This window comes from Vibrio sabulosilitoris (genome assembly GCF_055391395.1).
Genome location: NZ_AP029599.1, coordinates 2214379 through 2234669, shown reverse-complemented (window position 1 = coordinate 2234669; position 20291 = coordinate 2214379). Strand labels below are relative to the sequence as shown.

Genomic DNA, 20291 nt, shown 5'->3' with positions numbered 1-20291 from the left:
CGCTGGTTTCGCTTCGCTCAATTTTGGCGCACGTCGCTCTGCGCCTTAATTCGGCGTTAGAACTCAAGGAGGAGTTTCATGAAATGTTTAGTTGTGGTGGCACATCCAGTTAAAGATAGTCTGTGCCATTATTTGTGTGATCAGGTTGTTGAGCACCTAGGTTCAAAAGGTTATGACATAAACATACTAGATTTATATCACCGTGAATTTTTGCCTGCTCTAACTAAAAAAGAACGAAAAAGCTACTATGGCAGTTCATTTGATACCAGTTTAGTTCAACAAGATATCGCGCTTCTTACAGAAGCCGAGTCATTGGTGTTGGTTTTCCCTACCTGGTGGTTCGGTTTTCCGGCTATTTTAAAAGGTTGGTTTGACAGAGTTTGGGTTCCTGGACATGCATATGACCACGACAAGGATTTGGGTGCTATTAAGCCACGATTGAGTAAACTGACAGAAGTTAAAGTTGTGACGACGTTAGGCTCTCCTTGGTGGGTGGATGTGTTTGTACTCTGGAAACCAGTGAAACGTGTACTCAAAATAGCCCTGCTTGGAGCCTGTGTCCCCAAGTGTAGTTTCAAGTATATGTCACTATACAAAAGTGAAAACGTATCAAAACAAAAAATAGAACGATTTGTAAAAAACATAAAAGCTAGCTTTTGAGAACAGAGCTCTTGCAATTTGCTTAAGCAAGCTGCTAACAGTCGGCAATTTTGGTCTGGTTGAGTTTAGTAATTGCGGTGGCTTTGTTTAGGTGTAGTGGTAGTTAGCTTCTACTTGACAATGCGTTATACAAAACCAGGAGAAGTTAGAATGAAGTTCCAAATAGTACAGGAAGTTATCAATGCCGAACATCGGCTAAAATCTTCGATGGTTAGTTCTGATATTGCAGTATTAGACGAGCTGCTTGCTGATAATTTGGTGTTTATTAATCACTTTGGGCATAGAGTTTCAAAACAAGAAGATATCGCACTGCATCAAACAGGCTTGTTATCTATCGCATCAATTGAATTGAGTGATCTCCAAGTCGAGCCTCTGGGAAGTTGTGTCTTAGTTTATGCGAATGCAGAAATTGTTGGGACATACGATGGTGCAGATGCCAATGGACGTTTTGCTTTTTCGAGAGTTTGGCTTAAAACAAATGACAAACTTCAAGTGGTGTCGGCTCATTCAACCATTCTCGTATAACAAGGTGTTATAAGGTTTATGGAAATAAAATTTGAACCTGTATTGCTGGGTGATTTCGAAGAAGTTTTTTCCGCGTTAAAAAGAGGCTTGTTTCATTACATTGACGCAGTCTTTGGTTGGGATGATCAATTTCAACGGCACCGACTAAAAACAGAATATCAAGCCGATTGGTTTCACTGGCTCTACGTTGATAATAAACGTGCTGGGTTGCTGTGCTTTAAACCTTATGACAACGCTCTTCATGTACATTTCCTTGTCATTGAGACTTCTTATCAAGGTAAGCAAATTGGCGCTAATGTTATGGCAATGGTTCATGATCAAGCGATTGCGAAGATGAAACAGCAAGTCACTCTCTCAAGCTTTAAGCGTAACCAGAGGGCAATATCTTTCTATGAGAGTCTCGGATACGAAATCGTGGACACCGATGACCGCTTTGTTTCTTTGTTGTGGAAGGTCGCTACATAATAAGTTACTCAAACGGACACTAGACGTTCTGCTGGTGAAAATGAGACTTTAAGCTCAGTGTCAAAAAAGTAGGGAGTTAGGTGCCTCCTTCCACTGTAGTTCCCTTTCTTTGTGGTTTGACTACTTCAACGATGAGTTCTTATAAAAAAGGGTCAATGCCTCCTTTGAACATTAGGTCTTAGCTTGAATTGCTCAAATTTTAAGTATTAGGTTCTTGTTTTTGATAGAGCTCAGTAAGTAGTCGATACAAGATGATACTATTCCATCGAATACACTCAAAAATATGGATATTGAAATGAAGGTAAAAGTAGCAGCTTTAACAATGTTGGTAGCAAGTTATTCATTTGCATCAGAGGGACCTTATGTGGGAGTTGACTTAACTTTCGCCAACGAAACAGAGTTAAAAGTAAACAGTGTGAGTATCACGGAAGACAATGATATTGGGTTTAATTTGTTAGCTGGCTACGATATGCCCTTGTCCAATGAAGCTAGTCTTGGTCTAGAGTTAGAGTACCGAACTTATGATGGAGCGGATTTTGAGGGTGTTCTAAAAACCTCAGGTAATGCTTTTTTTGTAAATGCTGCACCTAAATACTTCATCAATGACAACTTTTATATCGGTGCGACCCTAGGTTTTGGCCAACTAGAGTTGGAGGTGGAAGTAACTGATGGCATAAATAAAGCTAAAGATTCTGAAACTGGCACAGCATTCCAGTATGGTATACAAGCTGGCTATGTTATTAATAGTGCGTTAAGTGGCACTCTGGGCTATCGCTCCATGTCGGCAGATGTTGATGGAGTTGATACCACTATCAGTGGATTATACGCTGGCTTAAGGTACAGCTTTTAGAGTCATGTGACCTTTGACTTGTTGGTTATTTGTTAAGATACGCAATTGGCTCTCCATTCTGGGGAGCTTTTTCTGTTCAATATACCTAAACTATGTTGGATGTGGAAAAACATGGATTAAATGGCAGTTCCTTTCTATCAAAAAATGCAAATGATATCGAGCCTCAAACTAGTCTAAGAATCCAATCTCATCAAAAATTTCATTTAATATTATGTGAATAAAGTGACAGTTTCATAATCGAAGAAGAAAGTTGGTTGTCTTTGGGTATATCGTAATCCATTGCTTGAAATTTGTGATTTTAAAAGCGTTATCTCTGGCTGAAGGAGCTGATACTTCGCAGGTCCCAAGTAAGGATTATTAAACAAGTGTTGCTCACAGAAAGATAGTCTTGTTTGCCACTTTAGAAGGTGTTGTGTTAACGTTTTAGCGCCTATGGTGATGCTTTTATTGAGCAACTTATAAGCCTAGTAAACGCTTGAAGTTGATTCACAACGCTCGGCACTTTAAGCGTCAGCTTTGGCTTCTGTAGGCCAAACCAAATTCTTATGGGCGTTAGGAAAGCAGGGAAGATATGGACATAGCAGTAGTAACATTTGATGGGTTCAACGAGTTAGACTCATTTATCGCATCCGCGATTTTAAATCGCATGAAAGGTCATGGTTGGAATGTTCAGATAACATGCCCAAGCGAGTCGGTTACATCAATGAATGGTGTCGAGATAGTTGCTCAGCAACCCCTAGAGTTTGCTAACCAAGCTGACGCAGTACTGATTGGTAGTGGAATGCAGACAAGGCAAATTGCTCAAGATGAAGCTCTTTTATCGCGATTGTCGCTAGACCCCTCAAAACAGGTGATAGGTGCACAGTGCTCGGGGACGCTGCTTTTGTCTAAATTGGGACTATTAAACGGTGTACCAGCTTGTACAGATTTGACAACGAGGCCTTGGGTGCAGGAGTTAGGGATCAATGTCCTTGAGCAGCCATTGTATGCCCACGGCAATATTGCAACGTCTGGTGGTTGCTTATCGTCAGTATACTTAGCGGCGTGGACGATTTGTAAGTTGGCAAGTCAAGAAGAGGCTATGTCAGCGATCCACTATGTTGCACCGGTTGGTGAAAAAGAAATGTCGCTCGAACACTGCATGTCAGTCATATCAGCGTATATTTAGTACTCACATACAGTTGTCAAACAAGTTCTCCAAACGGGCCCGATGCGTTCAGCATTTTGGATTGGAAGTTATATGTGCTTGGCTAATTTGTCGCCAGTGCCGTTTAGTACAAAAAAATATCTAGTAGAGTAGTAGATGGAAGTAGTAGAAGCTGAACAATCGGATTTAGAATCTTTTTTTGCTTATCTTGAAAATCAGCTGTCAGAAAATGGCAATGGAGAAATCCCACTTTTTCAGCCAATGTCTAGAGAGCAAAAAGGAGTTCCAAAACCCACAAAAGACAAATTTACCCAAGGGTTTGTTCACCCATTTGGCTCCTTTGGTTGGAGGAAACTTTGGGTTGCAAAAGATCCCTCTGGAAGTATCAAAGGTCACATTGATCTTCGTCACAATGGTGATGAGAGCCGTTCTCACAGGGTATTACTTGGCATGGGCGTAGATGCCACTTGTCGTAAACAGGGGCTTGGTCAAAAGTTGATTAATGTAGCCATTAGCTTTTGTGAAGATAAAGCAGAAATTGATTGGCTCGACCTTTGTGTATTATCGGGGAACACCCCAGCAAAGAACCTCTATCTTAAAGTTGGGTTTAGTGTGGTCGGAGAGTACAAAGACCAATATAGAATCGATGGTCTATCTGTCTCAGAGACAGCAATGACAAAGCACGTCACAAGTCATACGCAACAAAGTATTTCATAGTGATTCCCGGTCAGTTCAACGTTGCTTGGTATCAATGCAAAAAAAGCAGTTGAAGTGTGAGGTATTGTTCGCTTCTAAAATGCATATGCAACAAATATAGTAATTGTTATGGAAATGGATGGCTACGGTTGAAGTGTGAGTGTTAGTCAAGCTTGCTTGGACAGCATAGCCATCAAAGATAATGAGCGTCGAAAAGCAAAATCCGTACAAAGAGGCGGCTCAGTCCAACATGCGTTTATCGAGTGTGCTGCGACAATGGATAGATGCTCAAGCCGTATGTTTCAAGGAGGTAAATTGAAAGCTTTGTCTGTTGTTGAACCATGGGGTGACATGATTGCTAGTGGAAAGAAGTCATTAGAAGTTAGGTCTTGGCATCCTAATGAAATTCCGATGAAAAATATTGCATTGGTTCAAAATAGTATCCGCTTAACTAAAGATGGGCAAGAAGACCCAGCTGGTAAAATCGTTGCTATTATCGACATAGATGGTTGTAAACCGTGGGTTAAATCAGATAGCGAACCAGCTGGTTGTGTTGAGTCTGAGTTTGTTGAAGGTTATCTGGCTTGGGAAGTAGCCAACGTACGAAAGCTGAATAAACCAATCGACGTTGTTGCTAAGCGGAAGTTCTACGAGTTAAGTGAGTTTGAAATAGCAGCACTTAGGAAAGAATTTGAAACACAATAAGTCGCTCAAGGGGACTGCCAGCGCGTGGCGGATTTTGTTTGGCTTGTGTGTTTACGGGGGAAGTTTTGCTTTTGGAGTGTGAAGTTGGCACTCCTTAGCGAGGCGTTATATGAAAGGAGATAAAAATGTCCTCTGTACCAAAAAATAAGGATGAGTTGATATTGGCTATAAACTCAATATTTCCGAAGCTAATGGATGATTACCGTTCAGTCCCTGAGAGCTCAGCACGAGAATGCGGTATAGAGGGCAATGTTAAAGGTACAGTAATCAGTGTTAGTGATACTGCTGCCTACCTAGTTGGTTGGGGAAAGCTGGTGCTTAAATGGTATTGTTTAACATCTCAAGATCAGCATGTAGACTTTCCTGAAACTGGCTACAAGTGGAATCAATTAGGGCAGTTAGCCGAAAGTTTTCAAGAACAATATCGTGATTGGAATTATAATGATTTGCTTGATGAGTTAGAGGCAACAACCAGTGAAGTGCTTGCCCTTATTTCTGGCCTGAGTAACCATGAATTGTATGGTGTTGTGTGGTATGAAAAATGGACACTTGGTCGTATGATTCAGTTTAACACGTCATCTCCCATGAAAAATATGCGAACTAAAGTCAGGCGTTTTAAAAGAGAATTCATGTAACAAGGCCATCAAGTTGACCCTTTACACAACAAGGTGTTGGTGTAAACTGGCTCGACTGTTTACGGTGGCCTTTCGTGGCTCTATCGCCGACAAACAGAAATTTGAATTATGGAGAGCAAAGTGGACGTTAGGAAAGCGAACAAGCAAGATTCCGATAAATTGCTAGAGCTTATTGGACACAAAGCCGAGTTTGACCGAAGTATGAAAGGGTTCGACGGCGAAATCTCGACAACTAAAGGCAAGATTGAACGAACCTTATTTGGCGACTTTCCGTTTGCTCACTCCTTGCTATTGGAAGTCGAGGGTGAAGTTGTGGGTTTCGCCTTATATCATTATCGCTACTCTTCCTTTCGAGGTGAGCCGTCAATTTGGCTTGATGACTTGCTAGTTGTTGGTCAACATAGGTCAAGGGGATATGGCGCTGAACTTATGCATGCTTTGAAAACAGAAGCAGAAAAGTCGTTAACTTCTCATGTTTCATGGACAGCGAGCCCATACAACATCAAGGCTCATGATTTTTATAAGAAGTTAGGCGCAGAAGTTGAAAGGATGGATGGTCAGCGTCCGTACTTCCGTTGGGAAATGTAACGAGGTCGAAAACGGCTCTTCACTACTTCGAAAGGTCAACTTGGCGATCACTCAAACCGAATCAAGCTCACCAAGCACTTCATGCGCAGACTCAATCGCCGACAATCGCTCGATATACTCTGAGTTATCCGCTATCACGCGATTAACAAGCAGTGTAATGGCGCTCATGACACAGGTATAAGAGTCAAAGGTTGAGGTACTGTGCACTATGGTATCGAATTTCCATGTCGTGTATTTATGAAGTGCATTTGCGGTGGGATCAGCGATCAACAGTGTCTGACAACCTTTGTTTTTAGCCAGTTTCAGCACGTTCTCTAATAGCTGGGTTCTGCGCCTAACACCAAATACCACGACCAAATCATCTTGGCTCAGGTCAAACAGCTCTTCAGCGATGGTTTGATTGGCTTGTGGGTGCAATGTCACGTCATTACGTACTAGTGAAAGTTGATGACTAAAGTAACTGGCCAAAAAATGATTATTTCGATAGCCGATGACTCGCACGCGTTTTACCTTTCTCAGCTCATTCGCAATCTCGGTTAAATCATCACTCTTGATACTTTCCAGTGTTCTTGCCAGATTAGCCTGTTCAGTCAGAATGTGCTCGCTGATCTCCACGCTAGTATCAGAGGTGCTCGGCTCAGTTTGATACTGACTCGAGCTCTGGTACAGCGGCGCGCCCCATTTTTTAGCTTCCCGAGCTTGTAATCGTGCATCGTTAAAATCCTTGTAGCCTATTCGGCTAAAAAAGCGCGATGCCGCCGCCTTTGAGGTGTTGGCTTTTTCACACAGCTCAGTGGCCGAGTAGTCGGTAATGTCACCAGGAAATGTGAGCAGTAAATCGGCCAGGGGCTTCTCTGATGGCGGAATCGATTCATAGTATTGGCGGATGCGGGCATCCAACAGATCGGTTTTTTTCACTCGGCTCACGAACAACTCCAAAGAGATGAAAATATAATTTTGCTTAAATACTAAATGAAAATCAATTTTCAATAAAGGCTTGAATTATTGAAAATATAATTTTAGCATCTCTATTGTTGATACTATGATTTCATCGAGACAAGGAAGGTGTAAGGTGAGTGATCAAGGGATAACGATCAATTCTGATCGACTGCAGGCGCGACTAGAGCAGCTTGGCGAGATTGGTGCGCTTGAGGGTGGGGGCGTCAGCCGTCTAGCATTGACTGATGCTGACCAGCTTGGGCGGGATCTTGTGGTGGGTTGGATGACGCAGCTCGGATTGAAGGTCAAGGTTGATGCGATTGGTAATGTTATTGGCGTGCTGGCTGGTGAGAGTGATGCGCCGTGTATTATGATGGGATCGCACATCGATACGGTGTCTACTGCTGGTTTGTTTGATGGCAATCTTGGTGTGTTGGCTGGTCTTGAGGTGATTGAGACATTGATTGAGTCAGGCATAACACCAACTCGTCCGATTGCGGTGGGCTTTTTTACCAATGAAGAGGGCTCTCGTTTCGCCCCGGACATGATGGGCAGTGGCGTGTTTACGGGCGCACTTTCTCTTGATGTCGCGCTGCAAACGCAAGGCATTGATGGTGCTGTGGTTGCCGATGAACTTAAACGAATTGGCTACAATGGCAGCGATAAATTTGCTCTCACTCACAAGTGGGTTTCGATGTTCCTTGAGCTGCATATTGAGCAAGGCCCGGTATTGGATGAGCTAGACATGGAAATTGGTATTGTCGAGGGAGTGCAAGGGATCTCTTGGCAAGAATTTACCCTGACTGGTGTATCCAACCATGCGGGAACCACACCGATGGCTTATCGCCATGATGCAGGGCTTGTCGCGGCCAAAGTGATGACCTTTGCTCATCAACTAGCAAACGAGATCTCACCAACCCAACTTGCGACGGTAGGGGCACTAGAACTTCAGCCCAACCTCATCAATGTGATCCCTCATACCGCGAAGTTTACTGTCGATTTAAGAAACTGTGACGAGCAGCAGCTCAAGCAAGCAGAAACTCAGTTAATGGACTACCTCACCGAGCAAGCGAAGGCACATGGTTTGACCATCGAGCGCAAGGTACTCGCGCGCTTTGAGCCGGTGCCGTTTAATCCGCAGTTAGTCAGTCGCATTGAAGCATTAGCCAAAGCAAAAGGCCAAGCGTGTCAGCGCATGTACTCAGGTGCTGGTCACGACGCACAGATGTTTGCTCCTCATTGTCCAACTGCGATGATTTTTGTTCCAAGCCAAGGTGGGATAAGCCACAACATTAATGAATACACCGCACCAGAGCAGATTGCCAAGGGGGCGAATCTACTGCTCGAGACGGTGCTCGAATTTGCATGTGAAAGTAAGGAGATAACAGCATGTCCAGAAGTTTAAAAGTTGGCGTTGCCCAATTAGGCCCAATTGCTCGCAGTGAGAGCCGCAAACTAGTTGTCGCACGACTAATTGACCTGCTCGAGCAGGCTGGTGAAAAGGATGTCAATTTTGTCGTGTTCCCGGAGCTTGCGCTGACGACCTTTTTCCCGCGCTGGTTCTTTGAAGATCAGCACGAGCTGGCTCAGTTCTATGAGACAAGCATGCCAAGTGAAGAGACTCAGCCGCTGTTTAACAAGGCGGCAGAGCTTGGGATCGGCTTTTATCTTGGCTACGCTGAGCAGTGTCAAGAGCATGGCGAAATGCGTAAGTTCAATACATCAATCTTGGTTAATGAACAAGGTCAAGTCGTCGGTAAATATCGTAAGATCCATTTGCCAGGACATCAGGAGAACGAACCTTGGCGCCCATTCCAGCACTTGGAGAAGCGCTATTTTGAAGTAGGCAACCTTGGTTTTGGTACTTGGGACTTTATGGGTGGCAAGGTAGGCATGGCGCTGTGTAACGACCGCCGCTGGCCTGAAACCTACCGTGTTATGGCACTGCAAGGCGCGGAGATGATTGTACTTGGATACAACACGCCGATGCACTACCCACCCGTGCCGCAGCATGATCATCTGCAGTCGTTCCATAACCATGTAGTGATGCAATCGGCGGCGTATCAGAATGGTTGCTGGGTGGTGGCTTGTGCCAAGGCCGGTAATGAAGAGGGGTGTGATCTGCTGGGTGAAAGCTGCATTATTGCGCCAACTGGCGAGATTGTTGCTCAGGCTCAGACATTGGGCGATGAGTTAATTGTTGCCGAGTGTGACTTTGAGCGTACAAAAGAGATCAAAGAGCATATCTTTAACTTTGATCTCCATCGTAGCCCTAAAGAGTACCAAATCATCAGTCAGCCAAAAGCTGAAGTGACAGAGTAATGTCACCAAACGGCTTAAGCACGCTCGCTTAAGCCGTATTTTTTTATCTTGCGATACAAGGTCGCAATCCCAATACCTAGCTCCTCAGCAACCAGTTTACGGTTACCGAGTTTCTCAATCGCCGCTTCAATCTGGCGTTTCTCCATCTCTTCCAAGCTCAGTTGTTGGGTGCTTGTATCAATTGTCTCCTGCGGCTTGGCAATATTGACCGAAAAATGTGGTGGCAGCAGGTCGACATCAATCAGCCCTCCCTCAGGCACGATATTGACTAGATACTCAACCAAGTTACTTAGCTCACGCACGTTGCCCGGCCAAGCGTAATGGGTTAAGCACTCAATCGTTTGCGGGGTAAAGCCTGGGTAGATCACCCCAAGCTTGCGAGTGTGCAGCTCGACAAAATGATTGAGTAATAGAGTTACGTCACCGCGGCGCTGAGACAGAGGGGGTAGATAAAGCGGGATCACATTGAGGCGGTAATATAAATCTTCACGGAATTGATTGTCTGCAATCAGTTGCTCGAAGTTTCGGTTGGTAGCGGAAATGACGCGAATATCGACTGGCACGGGCGAGTTAGAGCCGATGGGCATCACCTCGCGGGCCTCGAGAACACGCAGTAATTTTGCTTGCAACTGCATCGACATATCGCCAATTTCATCGAGAAACAGGGTGCCCTTGTGCGCGGCCTGAATTAAGCCGACGCGCCCCTTACTTGAGGCGCCAGTAAACGCGCCCTTAGTATAGCCAAACAGCTCACTCTCAAGCAGTTGGTCGGGAATTGCTGCGCAGTTAATGGCGATAAAAGGGTTTTGTGCCCGGTCACTCAGTTTATGCACCGCATTGGCGATCACTTCTTTACCAGTGCCGCTTTCACCATTGATCAGGACACTCGATGGGCTTGGTGCTATGCGGGTGATCAGGGTTTTAAGCCTGTGCATGATCTCGCTCTCACCGATCACCGATTGAAACACGAGATTACTCTCGTTGCTAATAATCGGTTTATGCGGCTGGTAGAAGGACATTAGGAACAGCTTGTGTCCATCAGAGTCATGGACTTGCCCAACCAACAGCTCTTCACGTTCGCCCAAGGAGATAATGTATTGTTGCTGTTGCTCAACGCTGTTTTTGCATTGTGCTAGCGGGCGGATGGTGATTGGGGTGTGTTGAATATCACGCTTGGTGAGATTGAGGTTATCCAGCGCTGGTTGGTTACCATATTGAACATAATAGTCTTCATCAAGCACCAGGACGCCTTGGTCCATATTATCAATCAAGTTGATAAACACATCTTCGAGGCCACTGCGCGGGGTGCGCTCTTCGATAAGCTTAGCGACCAGTAGCTGAGCGATATGTTGGATATAGTCGGAAAAGAGCTGGGTGTTGTGCTTGATGTGCTGCTGAGATTCTTGGGTAAAGGCGACTAGGCTGATCACGCCAATGCAGCGTTGTTGATAGAGAATAGGAACGCCGAGAAAGGCCGTTTCGCTGCAGTTCTCTTTGCTATCGCACCCTTCGCACAGTGGATCGGCTTGGGTCTTAATGACAGTTTTCTGCTCTTTGGTATCGATGATATAACGAAACAGGCGAGAGCTAGCACTGAGCTTCTTGCCAAATTTTTGCGCGTAAGGGCCGGTGCCAGCGATACGCACCAGATCCGCATCAACGACTTCAGCGTCGACTTTGAGCACTGCCGCCAACATTTTACTAAAGCGAATGATGGTCGGTTGGATCTCCATTAGCTCGGAGGAGGCTGGTCTATTTAACATACTAATCCATTGTTTTGTTATTCCTTGTGCGGCGAACACATTGAACGCCAATGCACTTTTTCCATTTTATGGATACTGAAAGGCTTGTAAAGGAGCAAATGGTTGGACAGCTTGTTTCTGCGCCAGACTATCAAAGTGATAGTTGGTGAGAGCGATTAACTATCACTTTGGTGGCTTGATGCTCACTTTGAGAGTACAACGGCTTAGTATTGTAGCTTCAATGCTTGTCTGGGTATGGGGATCAAGGTTGGCATGTATGTTGTATCTTATTGTTTGACTTACCAATATTATGAGGGATTATCGTGACTAACCAGACGTTTCACATTGAAGCCAACCAGCATTATACCGGACAGCTATCAAGTCAATTTTCCGTGGCAGAGGGAGATAAAGCGCGCACGTTTCATCAGCGCCTGGATGGCTATCAGCCAACACCGCTGCATTCGCTGAGCCATCTTGCTAAGGAGTTTGGCCTGAAAAACATCTTGGTCAAGGATGAGTCCTACCGATTTGGCTTGAACGCCTTCAAAATGCTCGGTGGCGTCTACGCCATCGCACGCTTACTGTGCCAAGAGTATCAGCTTGACATTAGCCAGTTTGATTTTGCTGAGCTGAATAAAAAAATCAGTCACAAGATGACCTTTGCCACCGCCACCGATGGCAATCATGGTCGCGGCGTCGCTTGGGCGGCAAAGCAGCTTGGGCAAAATGCTGTGGTGTACATGCCAAAGGGTGCGGCCGATGAGCGCGTGAACAACATTCGCGCACTTGGGGCGGAGTGTATTGTCACCGATATGAACTATGACGACACGGTACGTTTCGTGGTGGAGACTGCAAAAGAGCGCGGTTGGAAAGTGGTTCAAGACACTGCTTGGGAAGGCTATACCGAGATCCCAACCTGGATTATGCAGGGGTATAGCACACTTGCTGCTGAGGTGGTTGAGCAAATCCAAGCAGAGCAATTGCAAAAACCAACCCATGTGATCTTGCAAGCGGGCGTGGGTGCAATGGCGGGTGGCGTGCTCGGTTACCTAGCACAGGCGTTTGCGAATGATGGATTGAACGCAGTGGTTATTGAGCCTGCCAATGCGGATTGTATTTACCGCTCGGGTCGCTCAGCACGCGGCGAGATGGTCAATGTCGACGGAGACCTAGAGACGATTATGGTTGGTCTGGCGTGTGGTGAACCGAATCCATTGGGCTGGCAGGTTTTACGTGACTGTGCGACTCACTTCGTTTCTAGTCCAGATACCTTGGCGGCCCTTGGTATGCGTGTGTTAGCTAATCCACTTAGTGGGGATCCGAGAGTGATTTCAGGAGAGTCGGGCGCTATTGGTGCGGGCCTACTTGCCGGTGTTCATTTCAGCGCCGAGAGAGAGGCGCTAAAAACCGCGCTAAGACTTGATAAAGACTCGGTCGTGTTGGTGATCAGCTCTGAGGGCGACACTGACCCGGCTCACTATCGAGATGTGGTTTGGCATGGCAAATACCCTAGCTGCTAACCCTATATTGGTTTTTGCTAGGTCGTTTACACCTAATTAACACAATGAGAGACGCAGCTATGCACACACAAAATTGCCTTAAACCACACCAAGTTAACCAAGCGGGCAGGCAAGGGGGAGAAAAGCCCTTGCTGATCCGCAATGGTTTAGTCATTGAAGCAGACTCACAGCGACAAGCCGATGTGTTGATCATCGATGGGAAAATCGCTCAAGTGAGTCCATCGATTGATAGTGAAGGGTGTTGTGTAATCGATGCCAGTGGACACTATGTGATGCCAGGGGGGATTGATGTACATACCCACCTCAATATTGATGTGGGGATCAGCCGCAGCTGCGACGATTTCTTTACTGGAACCCGCTCGGCAGCGATGGGGGGTACCACCACAATCATTGATCATATGGGATTTGGGCCAAAGGGCTGCGATCTGTTTCATCAATTGAGGGTTTATAAGCAGTACGCCAAAGCGAATGCGGTGATCGATTATGGCTTTCATGGTGTTATTCAGCATATCGACGATCAGATTTTGTCTCAGATGGCGCCAATGGTTGAGCGTGAGGGGATTTCGAGTTTCAAACTGTATCTGACCTACGGCTATAAACTCGACGATCAAGCGGCGTTTCAAGCGCTTCAAGAGCTACGCCGAGTTGGCGCGTTGACCACTGTTCACCCAGAGAATGATGCGGTGATCACGCTGGAACGCGAACGCTTGCTTGCCGAGGGTAAAAGCAGCCCGCGCTATCATGCGATTAGTCGTCCATTGGAGTGCGAGGCTGAAGCCATTGGCAGGATGATTAACTTAGCCAAACTGGCCGATAACGCGCCTTTGTACATTGTCCACTTATCCAATGGCTTAGGGCTAGATTATGCGCGCCTTGCCCGAAGTAATAACCAACCGGTTTATGTCGAAACCTGCCCGCAATACTTGCTGCTCGATGATTCGTACTACGAGCGAGAAGATGCGCTTAAATATATTCTCAGTCCACCGCTTCGACCAAAAGCTGAACAAGACAAGCTTTGGCAGGGATTAATCGACGGCAGTATTGATACCGTGGCAACCGATCACTGCGCGTTTACCTATCATGAGCAGAAACAGCTCGGCGTTGATGACTTTACGCGCTGTCCAAATGGTCTGCCAGGCGTGGCGGCACGGATGCCACTGATGTTTTCACAGGGGGTGATGAGTGGGCGAATGTCGGCAAGCGAGTTCGTACAGCAAAACTGCACCATGCCGGCCAAGTTGTTTGGTCTTTATCCGCAAAAGGGTACCTTACAACCAGGTTCGGACGCAGATGTGGTGATTTTTGATCCAACTTTAGTAACGACACTACGCCATGAGCTGATGCACGATAACAGCGACTACACACCTTTTGAGGGCCAAGAGGTGCAAGGCTGGCCTGTGGTGACATTAAGCCGCGGCGCAGTGGTTGCCTGGCATGGGGAATTTGTCGGTGAAGCCGGTCAAGGACAGTTTCTGCCTCGCCAAAGGTTTGTTGCGCCAACTGAGGTCACGGCGACCGAAGTCACGGCGACCGATTTCACGGCGACCACCGTTGCGGTCACTGAGTAACCAGACTGTCCCACCGAACGGTCAATGCCGTCAAAGCTACTTGAGTTTTGACGGCGTTTTTCATTTTCCATAGCAACAATGTGCCGCTTTGGGCATTACATGCGCTGGCGGTCTAAGTGCAACATCGCTTCTAAAACCCCGCCGCCAATGGCACGCGCTTTGTCTGATATCGTGGTGTGATCAGCTTTTTCTCCTCTTGGGTCGATATCACCAATCTTCAAGCCCCTTGAAACGTTCAATCCGCTATTGAGAAGCCCACGCACCATCCCGGAGAGCGGGGCCGTCACTGGAGTATCGTCAATCAACGCAATTGTGGTGCCCTTGGTGACAACGTCACCGAGTTTAACCAAGCCCTTCATAATACCATCACAAGGCGCGCGCATAACTCTCTCATGGCTAAAGCCGGCAATCATGCCCGGTACGCCAGTGTTAGCTTGGCTGGTGCCTTGATAGATGATTTGACCTAAATAGTGGCCGCGATTGGTCTCAATCACTGCATCGCAATCCATGCCTGCGTGAAAGCCGGGGCCAAGTGCAACGGTAATCGGCGCATGGCTGCGCGTGAGGCCTAGATTACGTTTGGCTAATATCGCATCGATGACATAACGCGGCTTAAGCGTCTGAGATAGCGTCAAATGTGGGTCAACCAGTACTGGAATTTGCCCTTTGGCGAGTGTTTCAAGGGCTGATTGACTGTCAGTTACTTTTACCGCTGTGACCGCTTCGACTTCGGTCACACCATCGAACAAGCACTGGCCGAGAGAGACACTACAGCGGATCATAGTCGGCTTAGCGATCTCGGTCATCAGCACGGGAAAACCACAGTTGTGCAGTTTGACTGCTACACCCGTGGCAATATCACCCGCGCCACGGATCACCACCAGCTGATCGCAGAACCGGTGGTGATGAGGTCGGGCGGGTTGGGGAAAATCTTGCATCCTTGCTACCTTATTGGGTTAAATCTGAGTTGGGTTTAGATCTTATCCAGGCTCACGCACCAAGATAATGGAATGAGGTGGTCATGCAGTGGCTCACCAGTATTCAGCTGGCAAAACCAAACATCATTAAGCCACGGCGTGTCGGCATAAAGCTTCTTTGTCATCGAAACCAGTGCCTTGGAATTAGCACATTGGTCTAATTTGTTGATGATCCATATCTTTATCGCGCACTCTGGAGCGAACTTAAACATCCCTTTCGGGTTGTCTATCAGCCGTTTCAGATGCTGCTCGCCAATTAGTTCTCCGGGTTGGCAGTGAGTGATGGCTTGAAAATGGCTCCAGCGATGGATTTGACTGGGTATGGCTGGCGTAAGCAGGCTTTCTGCCCCGGTTACCGCCATAACAACATCAGAACGGTGTGACAGACAGGGCTCATGCTCTGCTGGTGCTTTGAGTGGCTTATGTTTAGCACCATCAGCCTCAACGATCACGATATCAAACTGGCGTGAGTAACACAGTCTATCGAGTTGGGTGAGAGACAGCCCACGTACTTTGGGTGGGTCTAGTGCTTGGCTATCTACTAGCTTTTCTTGATAGAGAAAGCAAACACCGTCTCTATTGCCTAATGGCTCACCATCACACCACTGGCTGATAATGTCCACTTGGTCTTGACGTGGTAAATACATTTTAGTGGTGGTGGTCACCGCAACACGTTTTCCCTGCTGCTGGAAGTGCTTGGCAAGGGCAAAGGCCAAGTGAGTCTTGCCGCCGCCACCAACAATTGAGATTAACGAAACACGATGCTTGGCTGTGATGAGCCGCTCGAGCGTACCATATGCCTTATGCATGGGCTCTCTGCTATTAATGATCGTGTGGTTTTCACCTGAGTGACTTTGATGCATTATGCTAGTTCACAACCTAGAGTTAATTAAAAAAAGGGGCAGGGAATGCCAATAAATAACACTCAACCGAAGGTCGACTGTATAATACCCGCGGCGGGATTATCAAGTCGTATGGGTAAATGGAAACTGATGCTGACATATAAAAACACCACATTGGTTGAATCAAGCGTCAGTAATGCATTAAAGGTGTGCTCTAGAGTTATTTTGGTCGTGGGTCATCGCGCGGATGAAATGATTGAATGCTTTCAACATCAACCCAAGGTTAAAATTGTCCGCAATCCTAATTACCGTCAAGGCATGCTGTCATCCATCAAGGCAGGGCTTAAACAAGTTCGCAGTGAGCATTTTTTTGTTGCTCACGCCGACATGCCATGTATTGAGGCGCAAACTTATCGCCAGCTTTGGGCGGCAAGGGGCCCAGGCAGCGTCTTCCCCGGTACAGCTGCGCAAGGTGGGCATCCGGTGTTGATCTCTACCCCTCTGGCACGAAGGATAATCAGCGATGCCGAGCATCAGGCAATGAAGCCGCTGTTACAACCCTATCCAATGACATTCTTAAACCTTGAACAACCGACCATCTACTTTGATGTTGACACGCCCGATGATTATCAAAGGTTATGTCGATAGGTTACTTGGGTATACACCTGCAGGCTATCACAGATGAGAGCTATCAAAGTGATAGTTCACTATTATTCTGATAGTGATAGCTGGCGATAGTAATTAACGACCTTTGATGCTCGAATAAAGCGCAATACAAATTGTTGGGTGCTATTTGGTGGTTTGTTAGTATTTTATGTAAAGAATTAGCCATCGCGCACGTAAATATTCTGTTCTAATGACAGAATATCGACTTAGGCCTCTTTTGGCGCGTCACTTGCTCTACTAAGTACATTCTTCTTGATTACTCCGTTCACAGATTGAGAAATCAAGTAAAGCACCGTATCTTAGGAGAGTGATTATGGGCGATATTATGCGTCAGATTCCGTTTAGTGAGCTGCTCGAGCGTGTATTTGGCGAGTTTAAACAAAGCCAATCCATCTTTGGCATTCCAGCCAAACAGTTTTATCAGCAGCCTCAAGCGCGTGACTTTAGCGTGTGGGGCGAGCAGTGCGCCACCCCCGTGGGACCAGCAGCCGGTCCACATACCCAATTGAGCCAAAATATCATTGCCTCTTGGCTAGCTGGTGGGCGTTTTATCGAGCTCAAAACCGTTCAAAAGCTTGATCAACTAGAGATCGCTAAGCCGTGTATTGATGCCGAGGACGAGTGTTTTAATACTGAGTGGTCCACTGAATTCACCTTACCCAAAGCCTTCGACGAGTACCTTAAAGCCTGGTTTGCTCTGCATTTGCTTGAGGGTGTATTTGCTCAAAAGCAACCTGGTGACGACAAGTCGTTTGTGTTTAACATCAGTGTTGGTTATGACCTAGAGGGGATAAAGACTGCGCCGATGCAGGAATACATCGACAATATGCTTGACGCCTCGAACCACCCAAAGTTTGCTCAATACCAGCAAGAGCTCAAGGCGTTTGTCCAGCATAGTGAACTGCTTGATGATTGGGATCGCTCGACACTGTCAGCACTCGTCGAACAGGTGCCTACTCAAGTGACTCAAGGGGTGACGCTGTCTACCTTGCATGGCTGCCCATCGCATGAGATAGAGTCCATTTGTCGCTATATGCTGGAAGAAAAAGGCATCAATACCTACGTCAAGCTCAATCCAACCCTGCTTGGCTACCAAAGAGTACGTTATATCCTCGATCAGGCAGGCTTTGACTACATTGCTTTGAGTGAAGAGGCTTTCCTTCATGACCTGCAGATGAACGACGCTAAAGCGATGTTGCATCGTCTAGTCGATTTAGGTAAAGAAAAGGGGCTTGGTTTTGGCGTTAAGCTGACCAATACCTTGGGCACGTTAAACAACAAAGGCCGCCTGCCAGACAAAGAGATGTATATGTCGGGCCGTGCGCTGTTTCCTTTGTCGATCAACGTTGCGCTCGAGCTGTCGAAAGAGTTTGACGGTCAACTGCCGATCTCATACTCCGGCGGGGCAAGCAAGTTTAATATTAGCGAGATTTTTGCTACCGGTATTCGTCCTATCACTATGGCGACAGATTTACTTAAGCCAGGCGGTTACCTGCGCTTAGCTGGGTGCGCACAAGAGTTAGACAACAGCCAAGATTGGACCAAGACCTGTGTCGATGTCGACAAGCTTGAACAGCTTGCCACTAAGGCCTTGAGCGCCGATTACGTACAAAAAGAGTGGCGCGGACCGGAAGAGATCCAGGTCGATAAAGCAGTTCCGTTGACCGATTGCAGCGTGGCTCCGTGTGTTGCTGCCTGTCCAATCAGTCAAGATATCCCGGAGTATGTTCGTTTGGTAGGAGAGCAGCGCTATGTAGAGGCGCTTGACCTTATCTATGCGCGTAACGCGCTGCCATCGATTACTGGGCATATTTGTGATCATCAGTGCCAATACAACTGTACTCGCCGTGATTACGAAGGGGCGGTCAATATTCGCGAGATGAAAAAGATCGCCTTAGAGCAGGGCTGGCAAGGTTATCGCGACAAATGGCACCAGCCGAGTGTTGATTCTGACAAGCCATCGATTGCCGTGATAGGCGCAGGTCCAGCAGGACTATCGGCAGGCTATTTTATGGCTCGAGCGGGATACCCTGTGACCATCTTTGAAAAAGAGCGCAGCGCGGGCGGCGTGGTCAAACACATCATTCCTGAGTTTCGTATTCCGGCGGCCGCGATTGAGCACGATATCCAGTTTGTTCAAGACCATGGCGTGCAGATTGAATATGGTGCCAGTGCGGATATCACGGTTGAGACTCTCAAACAAAGCGGCTTCAAATACATCTGTTTGGGTATCGGCGCCGATAAAGGCAACCCTATTTCACTCGCCGGTGAAAATTCACAGATCTACAAGTCACTGGATTTCTTACGCAGCTTTAACCGCAACCAAGTGCCAAATCTGGGTAAAAATATTGTCGTGATTGGCGCCGGAAACACCGCGATGGATAGCGCGCGGGCCGCGCTTAAGGTCGAGGGTGTCGAGAAAGTGACGGTGGTCTACCGCCGAACCGAGGCGGAAATGCCAGCCTACAAGGAAGAGTACCTTGAGGCGGTCGAGGATGGGGTTGAGTTTCTGTTCCTTGCGAGTCCAGAACGTTTTGAGGCCGACGGTCAACTGCTTGCGCGCGTGATGACGCTGGGTGAGCCGGATGAGCAGGGTCGATGTCGTCCACTGGCGACACAAGACACTGTGACGATTGAAGCCGACAGCGTGATCACGGCCATCGGTGAGCAAGCGAATACCCCAGTTCTTGAGCAAATGGGTGTCCCTATGGGCGTTGATGGCTGGCCAGTGATAGATAACCAAACTGGCGAGACTCAGGTTGATAATGTGTTCTTGCTTGGCGATAGCAAAACGGGGCCTTCTTCAATTGTGTCGGCAATTCAAGGCGCACGACAGGCAGCGCTTGCGATCCTATCGCGTGAGGGCGAATCAGAATCTGGACAAGTGGCGATGAGTGGCAACGAGCTGACGACTGACCTCAATGCGCTCTACCAACGCAAAGGCATGATCGAGGTGAATGTCATTGAGCCACAAAGCCTAAAGGCAGAGCAGCATCAAGTGTTTGCAGAGCAAGAAAGTGCCCGTTGTCTCGAGTGCTCTTATGTGTGTAGTAAGTGTGTCGATGTGTGCCCAAACCGCGCTAATGTCTCTTTGCCAATTGCAGGCTTTAAAGACGCGCTGCAAGTGATGCATATCGATGCCTACTGCAACGAGTGTGGTAACTGCGCACAGTTCTGCCCTTGGGATAGCAAGCCTTACAAAGATAAGTTCACCTTGTATAACCTCGAGCAGGACTTTCACTCCAGCACCAACCCGGGCTTTTGGCTTGTGGAGAGTAACCTATGGCTAAGAGTCAATGGTGAGGTGCATTGCGCTGAGCTGGATGAAAGTAATGAGTTCAAGCTCCCACAAGGCTTGGAAAAAGAGCAGAAAATCATTCAACACGTCATCCAAAACCACCGCTATCTTCTCGGTGAAGTCAGCGCATAATAGAGAGGTTCACT

The 20291-nt window shown here is 47.1% G+C and carries 19 protein-coding genes; 15 read left to right on the top strand and 4 right to left on the bottom strand.

Features of this window, described 5'->3' with window-relative positions; all coding sequences use genetic code 11:
• The first annotated feature begins 78 nt into the window (after nucleotides 1–78).
• The 9 genes from ACZ5R2_RS10560 to ACZ5R2_RS10520 all read left to right on the top strand — a co-directional run bounded on the left by ACZ5R2_RS10560 (nucleotide 79) and on the right by ACZ5R2_RS10520 (nucleotide 6271).
• Nucleotides 79–660, top strand: coding sequence for an NAD(P)H-dependent oxidoreductase (locus ACZ5R2_RS10560; protein ID WP_464902215.1), 582 nt, complete (start codon nucleotides 79–81; stop codon nucleotides 658–660).
• Nucleotides 661–810: 150 nt separating this feature from the next.
• Nucleotides 811–1185: a nuclear transport factor 2 family protein gene (locus ACZ5R2_RS10555; protein ID WP_464902214.1), complete on the top strand. Its 375-nt coding sequence runs from the start codon at nucleotides 811–813 to the stop codon at nucleotides 1183–1185.
• Nucleotides 1186–1203: 18 nt separating this feature from the next.
• Nucleotides 1204–1650, top strand: coding sequence for a GNAT family N-acetyltransferase (locus ACZ5R2_RS10550; RefSeq protein WP_464902213.1), 447 nt, complete (start codon nucleotides 1204–1206; stop codon nucleotides 1648–1650).
• 295 nt (nucleotides 1651–1945) lie between these two features.
• Nucleotides 1946–2500 (top strand): outer membrane beta-barrel protein, encoded by a 555-nt coding sequence (locus ACZ5R2_RS10545; RefSeq protein ID WP_464919410.1) that lies wholly within the window; start codon nucleotides 1946–1948, stop codon nucleotides 2498–2500.
• Between the two features lie 571 nt (nucleotides 2501–3071).
• Complete coding sequence (locus ACZ5R2_RS10540) at nucleotides 3072–3668, top strand: DJ-1/PfpI family protein (RefSeq protein ID WP_464902211.1); 597 nt, start codon at nucleotides 3072–3074, stop codon at nucleotides 3666–3668.
• A 135-nt stretch (nucleotides 3669–3803) separates the two neighbouring features.
• The gene (locus tag ACZ5R2_RS10535) at nucleotides 3804–4364 is read left to right on the top strand and encodes an N-acetyltransferase family protein (RefSeq protein ID WP_464902210.1); all 561 of its coding nucleotides are present in this window, start codon (nucleotides 3804–3806) and stop codon (nucleotides 4362–4364) included.
• A 135-nt stretch (nucleotides 4365–4499) separates the two neighbouring features.
• Entirely contained in the window at nucleotides 4500–5048 is a 549-nt protein-coding gene (locus tag ACZ5R2_RS10530; RefSeq protein ID WP_464902209.1) for an ASCH domain-containing protein, read from the top strand.
• 125 nt (nucleotides 5049–5173) lie between these two features.
• Nucleotides 5174–5683: a ClbS/DfsB family four-helix bundle protein gene (locus ACZ5R2_RS10525; protein ID WP_464902208.1), complete on the top strand. Its 510-nt coding sequence runs from the start codon at nucleotides 5174–5176 to the stop codon at nucleotides 5681–5683.
• A gap of 108 nt (nucleotides 5684–5791) precedes the next feature.
• The gene (locus ACZ5R2_RS10520) at nucleotides 5792–6271 is read left to right on the top strand and encodes an N-acetyltransferase family protein (RefSeq protein ID WP_464902207.1); all 480 of its coding nucleotides are present in this window, start codon (nucleotides 5792–5794) and stop codon (nucleotides 6269–6271) included.
• Between the two features lie 51 nt (nucleotides 6272–6322).
• Here the strand turns inward: ACZ5R2_RS10520 and ACZ5R2_RS10515 are convergent, their stop codons facing one another.
• Nucleotides 6323–7198, bottom strand: a complete 876-nt coding sequence (locus tag ACZ5R2_RS10515) for a MurR/RpiR family transcriptional regulator (protein ID WP_464902206.1) — start codon at nucleotides 7196–7198, stop codon at nucleotides 6323–6325.
• Between the two features lie 145 nt (nucleotides 7199–7343).
• Here ACZ5R2_RS10515 and ACZ5R2_RS10510 point away from each other — a divergent pair, with 145 nt between their 5' ends.
• Nucleotides 7344–8615 (top strand): Zn-dependent hydrolase, encoded by a 1272-nt coding sequence (locus ACZ5R2_RS10510; RefSeq protein ID WP_464902205.1) that lies wholly within the window; start codon nucleotides 7344–7346, stop codon nucleotides 8613–8615.
• Nucleotides 8600–9532 (top strand): N-carbamoyl-D-amino-acid hydrolase, encoded by a 933-nt coding sequence (locus ACZ5R2_RS10505; RefSeq protein ID WP_464902204.1) that lies wholly within the window; start codon nucleotides 8600–8602, stop codon nucleotides 9530–9532. The genes ACZ5R2_RS10510 and ACZ5R2_RS10505 overlap by 16 nt, the downstream gene beginning before the upstream one ends.
• Nucleotides 9533–9546: 14 nt before the next feature.
• Here ACZ5R2_RS10505 and ACZ5R2_RS10500 read toward each other — a convergent pair whose 3' ends face one another.
• Nucleotides 9547–11295, bottom strand: a complete 1749-nt coding sequence (locus tag ACZ5R2_RS10500; RefSeq protein WP_464902203.1) for a sigma 54-interacting transcriptional regulator — start codon at nucleotides 11293–11295, stop codon at nucleotides 9547–9549.
• A 296-nt stretch (nucleotides 11296–11591) separates the two neighbouring features.
• On the opposite strand from ACZ5R2_RS10500, the gene dpaL reads away from it, so the two are divergent.
• Both dpaL and hydA read left to right on the top strand, forming a co-directional pair.
• Nucleotides 11592–12794, top strand: coding sequence for a diaminopropionate ammonia-lyase (gene dpaL / locus ACZ5R2_RS10495; RefSeq protein WP_464902353.1), 1203 nt, complete (start codon nucleotides 11592–11594; stop codon nucleotides 12792–12794).
• A gap of 59 nt (nucleotides 12795–12853) precedes the next feature.
• Nucleotides 12854–14362 carry a dihydropyrimidinase gene (gene hydA / locus ACZ5R2_RS10490; protein ID WP_464902202.1) on the top strand — a complete coding sequence of 503 codons (1509 nt, stop codon included), beginning with the start codon at nucleotides 12854–12856 and terminating at the stop codon, nucleotides 14360–14362.
• A gap of 95 nt (nucleotides 14363–14457) precedes the next feature.
• Here hydA and yqeB read toward each other — a convergent pair whose 3' ends face one another.
• Entirely contained in the window at nucleotides 14458–15300 is an 843-nt protein-coding gene (gene yqeB, locus ACZ5R2_RS10485) for a selenium-dependent molybdenum cofactor biosynthesis protein YqeB (protein WP_464902201.1), read from the bottom strand.
• A gap of 35 nt (nucleotides 15301–15335) precedes the next feature.
• Nucleotides 15336–16148, bottom strand: a complete 813-nt coding sequence (yqeC, locus tag ACZ5R2_RS10480; RefSeq protein WP_464902200.1) for a selenium cofactor biosynthesis protein YqeC — start codon at nucleotides 16146–16148, stop codon at nucleotides 15336–15338.
• A gap of 99 nt (nucleotides 16149–16247) precedes the next feature.
• Here yqeC and mocA point away from each other — a divergent pair, with 99 nt between their 5' ends.
• Entirely contained in the window at nucleotides 16248–16829 is a 582-nt protein-coding gene (gene mocA, locus ACZ5R2_RS10475) for a molybdenum cofactor cytidylyltransferase (protein WP_464902199.1), read from the top strand.
• A gap of 331 nt (nucleotides 16830–17160) precedes the next feature.
• Nucleotides 17161–20277: a putative selenate reductase subunit YgfK gene (gene ygfK / locus ACZ5R2_RS10470; protein WP_464902198.1), complete on the top strand. Its 3117-nt coding sequence runs from the start codon at nucleotides 17161–17163 to the stop codon at nucleotides 20275–20277.
• Nucleotides 20278–20291: the final 14 nt, after the last annotated feature.

Coding starts and splice junctions, on each gene's coding strand:
- ACZ5R2_RS10560 (WP_464902215.1), top strand. CDS start 79: ATGAAATGTTTAGTTGTGGTGGCACATCCAGTTAAAGATAGTCTGTGC.
- ACZ5R2_RS10555 (WP_464902214.1), top strand. CDS start 811: ATGAAGTTCCAAATAGTACAGGAAGTTATCAATGCCGAACATCGGCTA.
- ACZ5R2_RS10550 (WP_464902213.1), top strand. CDS start 1,204: ATGGAAATAAAATTTGAACCTGTATTGCTGGGTGATTTCGAAGAAGTT.
- ACZ5R2_RS10545 (WP_464919410.1), top strand. CDS start 1,946: ATGAAGGTAAAAGTAGCAGCTTTAACAATGTTGGTAGCAAGTTATTCA.
- ACZ5R2_RS10540 (WP_464902211.1), top strand. CDS start 3,072: ATGGACATAGCAGTAGTAACATTTGATGGGTTCAACGAGTTAGACTCA.
- ACZ5R2_RS10535 (WP_464902210.1), top strand. CDS start 3,804: ATGGAAGTAGTAGAAGCTGAACAATCGGATTTAGAATCTTTTTTTGCT.
- ACZ5R2_RS10525 (WP_464902208.1), top strand. CDS start 5,174: ATGTCCTCTGTACCAAAAAATAAGGATGAGTTGATATTGGCTATAAAC.
- ACZ5R2_RS10520 (WP_464902207.1), top strand. CDS start 5,792: ATGGAGAGCAAAGTGGACGTTAGGAAAGCGAACAAGCAAGATTCCGAT.
- ACZ5R2_RS10505 (WP_464902204.1), top strand. CDS start 8,600: ATGTCCAGAAGTTTAAAAGTTGGCGTTGCCCAATTAGGCCCAATTGCT.
- ACZ5R2_RS10500 (WP_464902203.1), bottom strand. CDS start 11,295: ATGTTAAATAGACCAGCCTCCTCCGAGCTAATGGAGATCCAACCGACC.
- hydA (WP_464902202.1), top strand. CDS start 12,854: ATGCACACACAAAATTGCCTTAAACCACACCAAGTTAACCAAGCGGGC.
- yqeB (WP_464902201.1), bottom strand. CDS start 15,300: ATGCAAGATTTTCCCCAACCCGCCCGACCTCATCACCACCGGTTCTGC.
- yqeC (WP_464902200.1), bottom strand. CDS start 16,148: ATGCATAAGGCATATGGTACGCTCGAGCGGCTCATCACAGCCAAGCAT.
- mocA (WP_464902199.1), top strand. CDS start 16,248: ATGCCAATAAATAACACTCAACCGAAGGTCGACTGTATAATACCCGCG.
- ygfK (WP_464902198.1), top strand. CDS start 17,161: ATGGGCGATATTATGCGTCAGATTCCGTTTAGTGAGCTGCTCGAGCGT.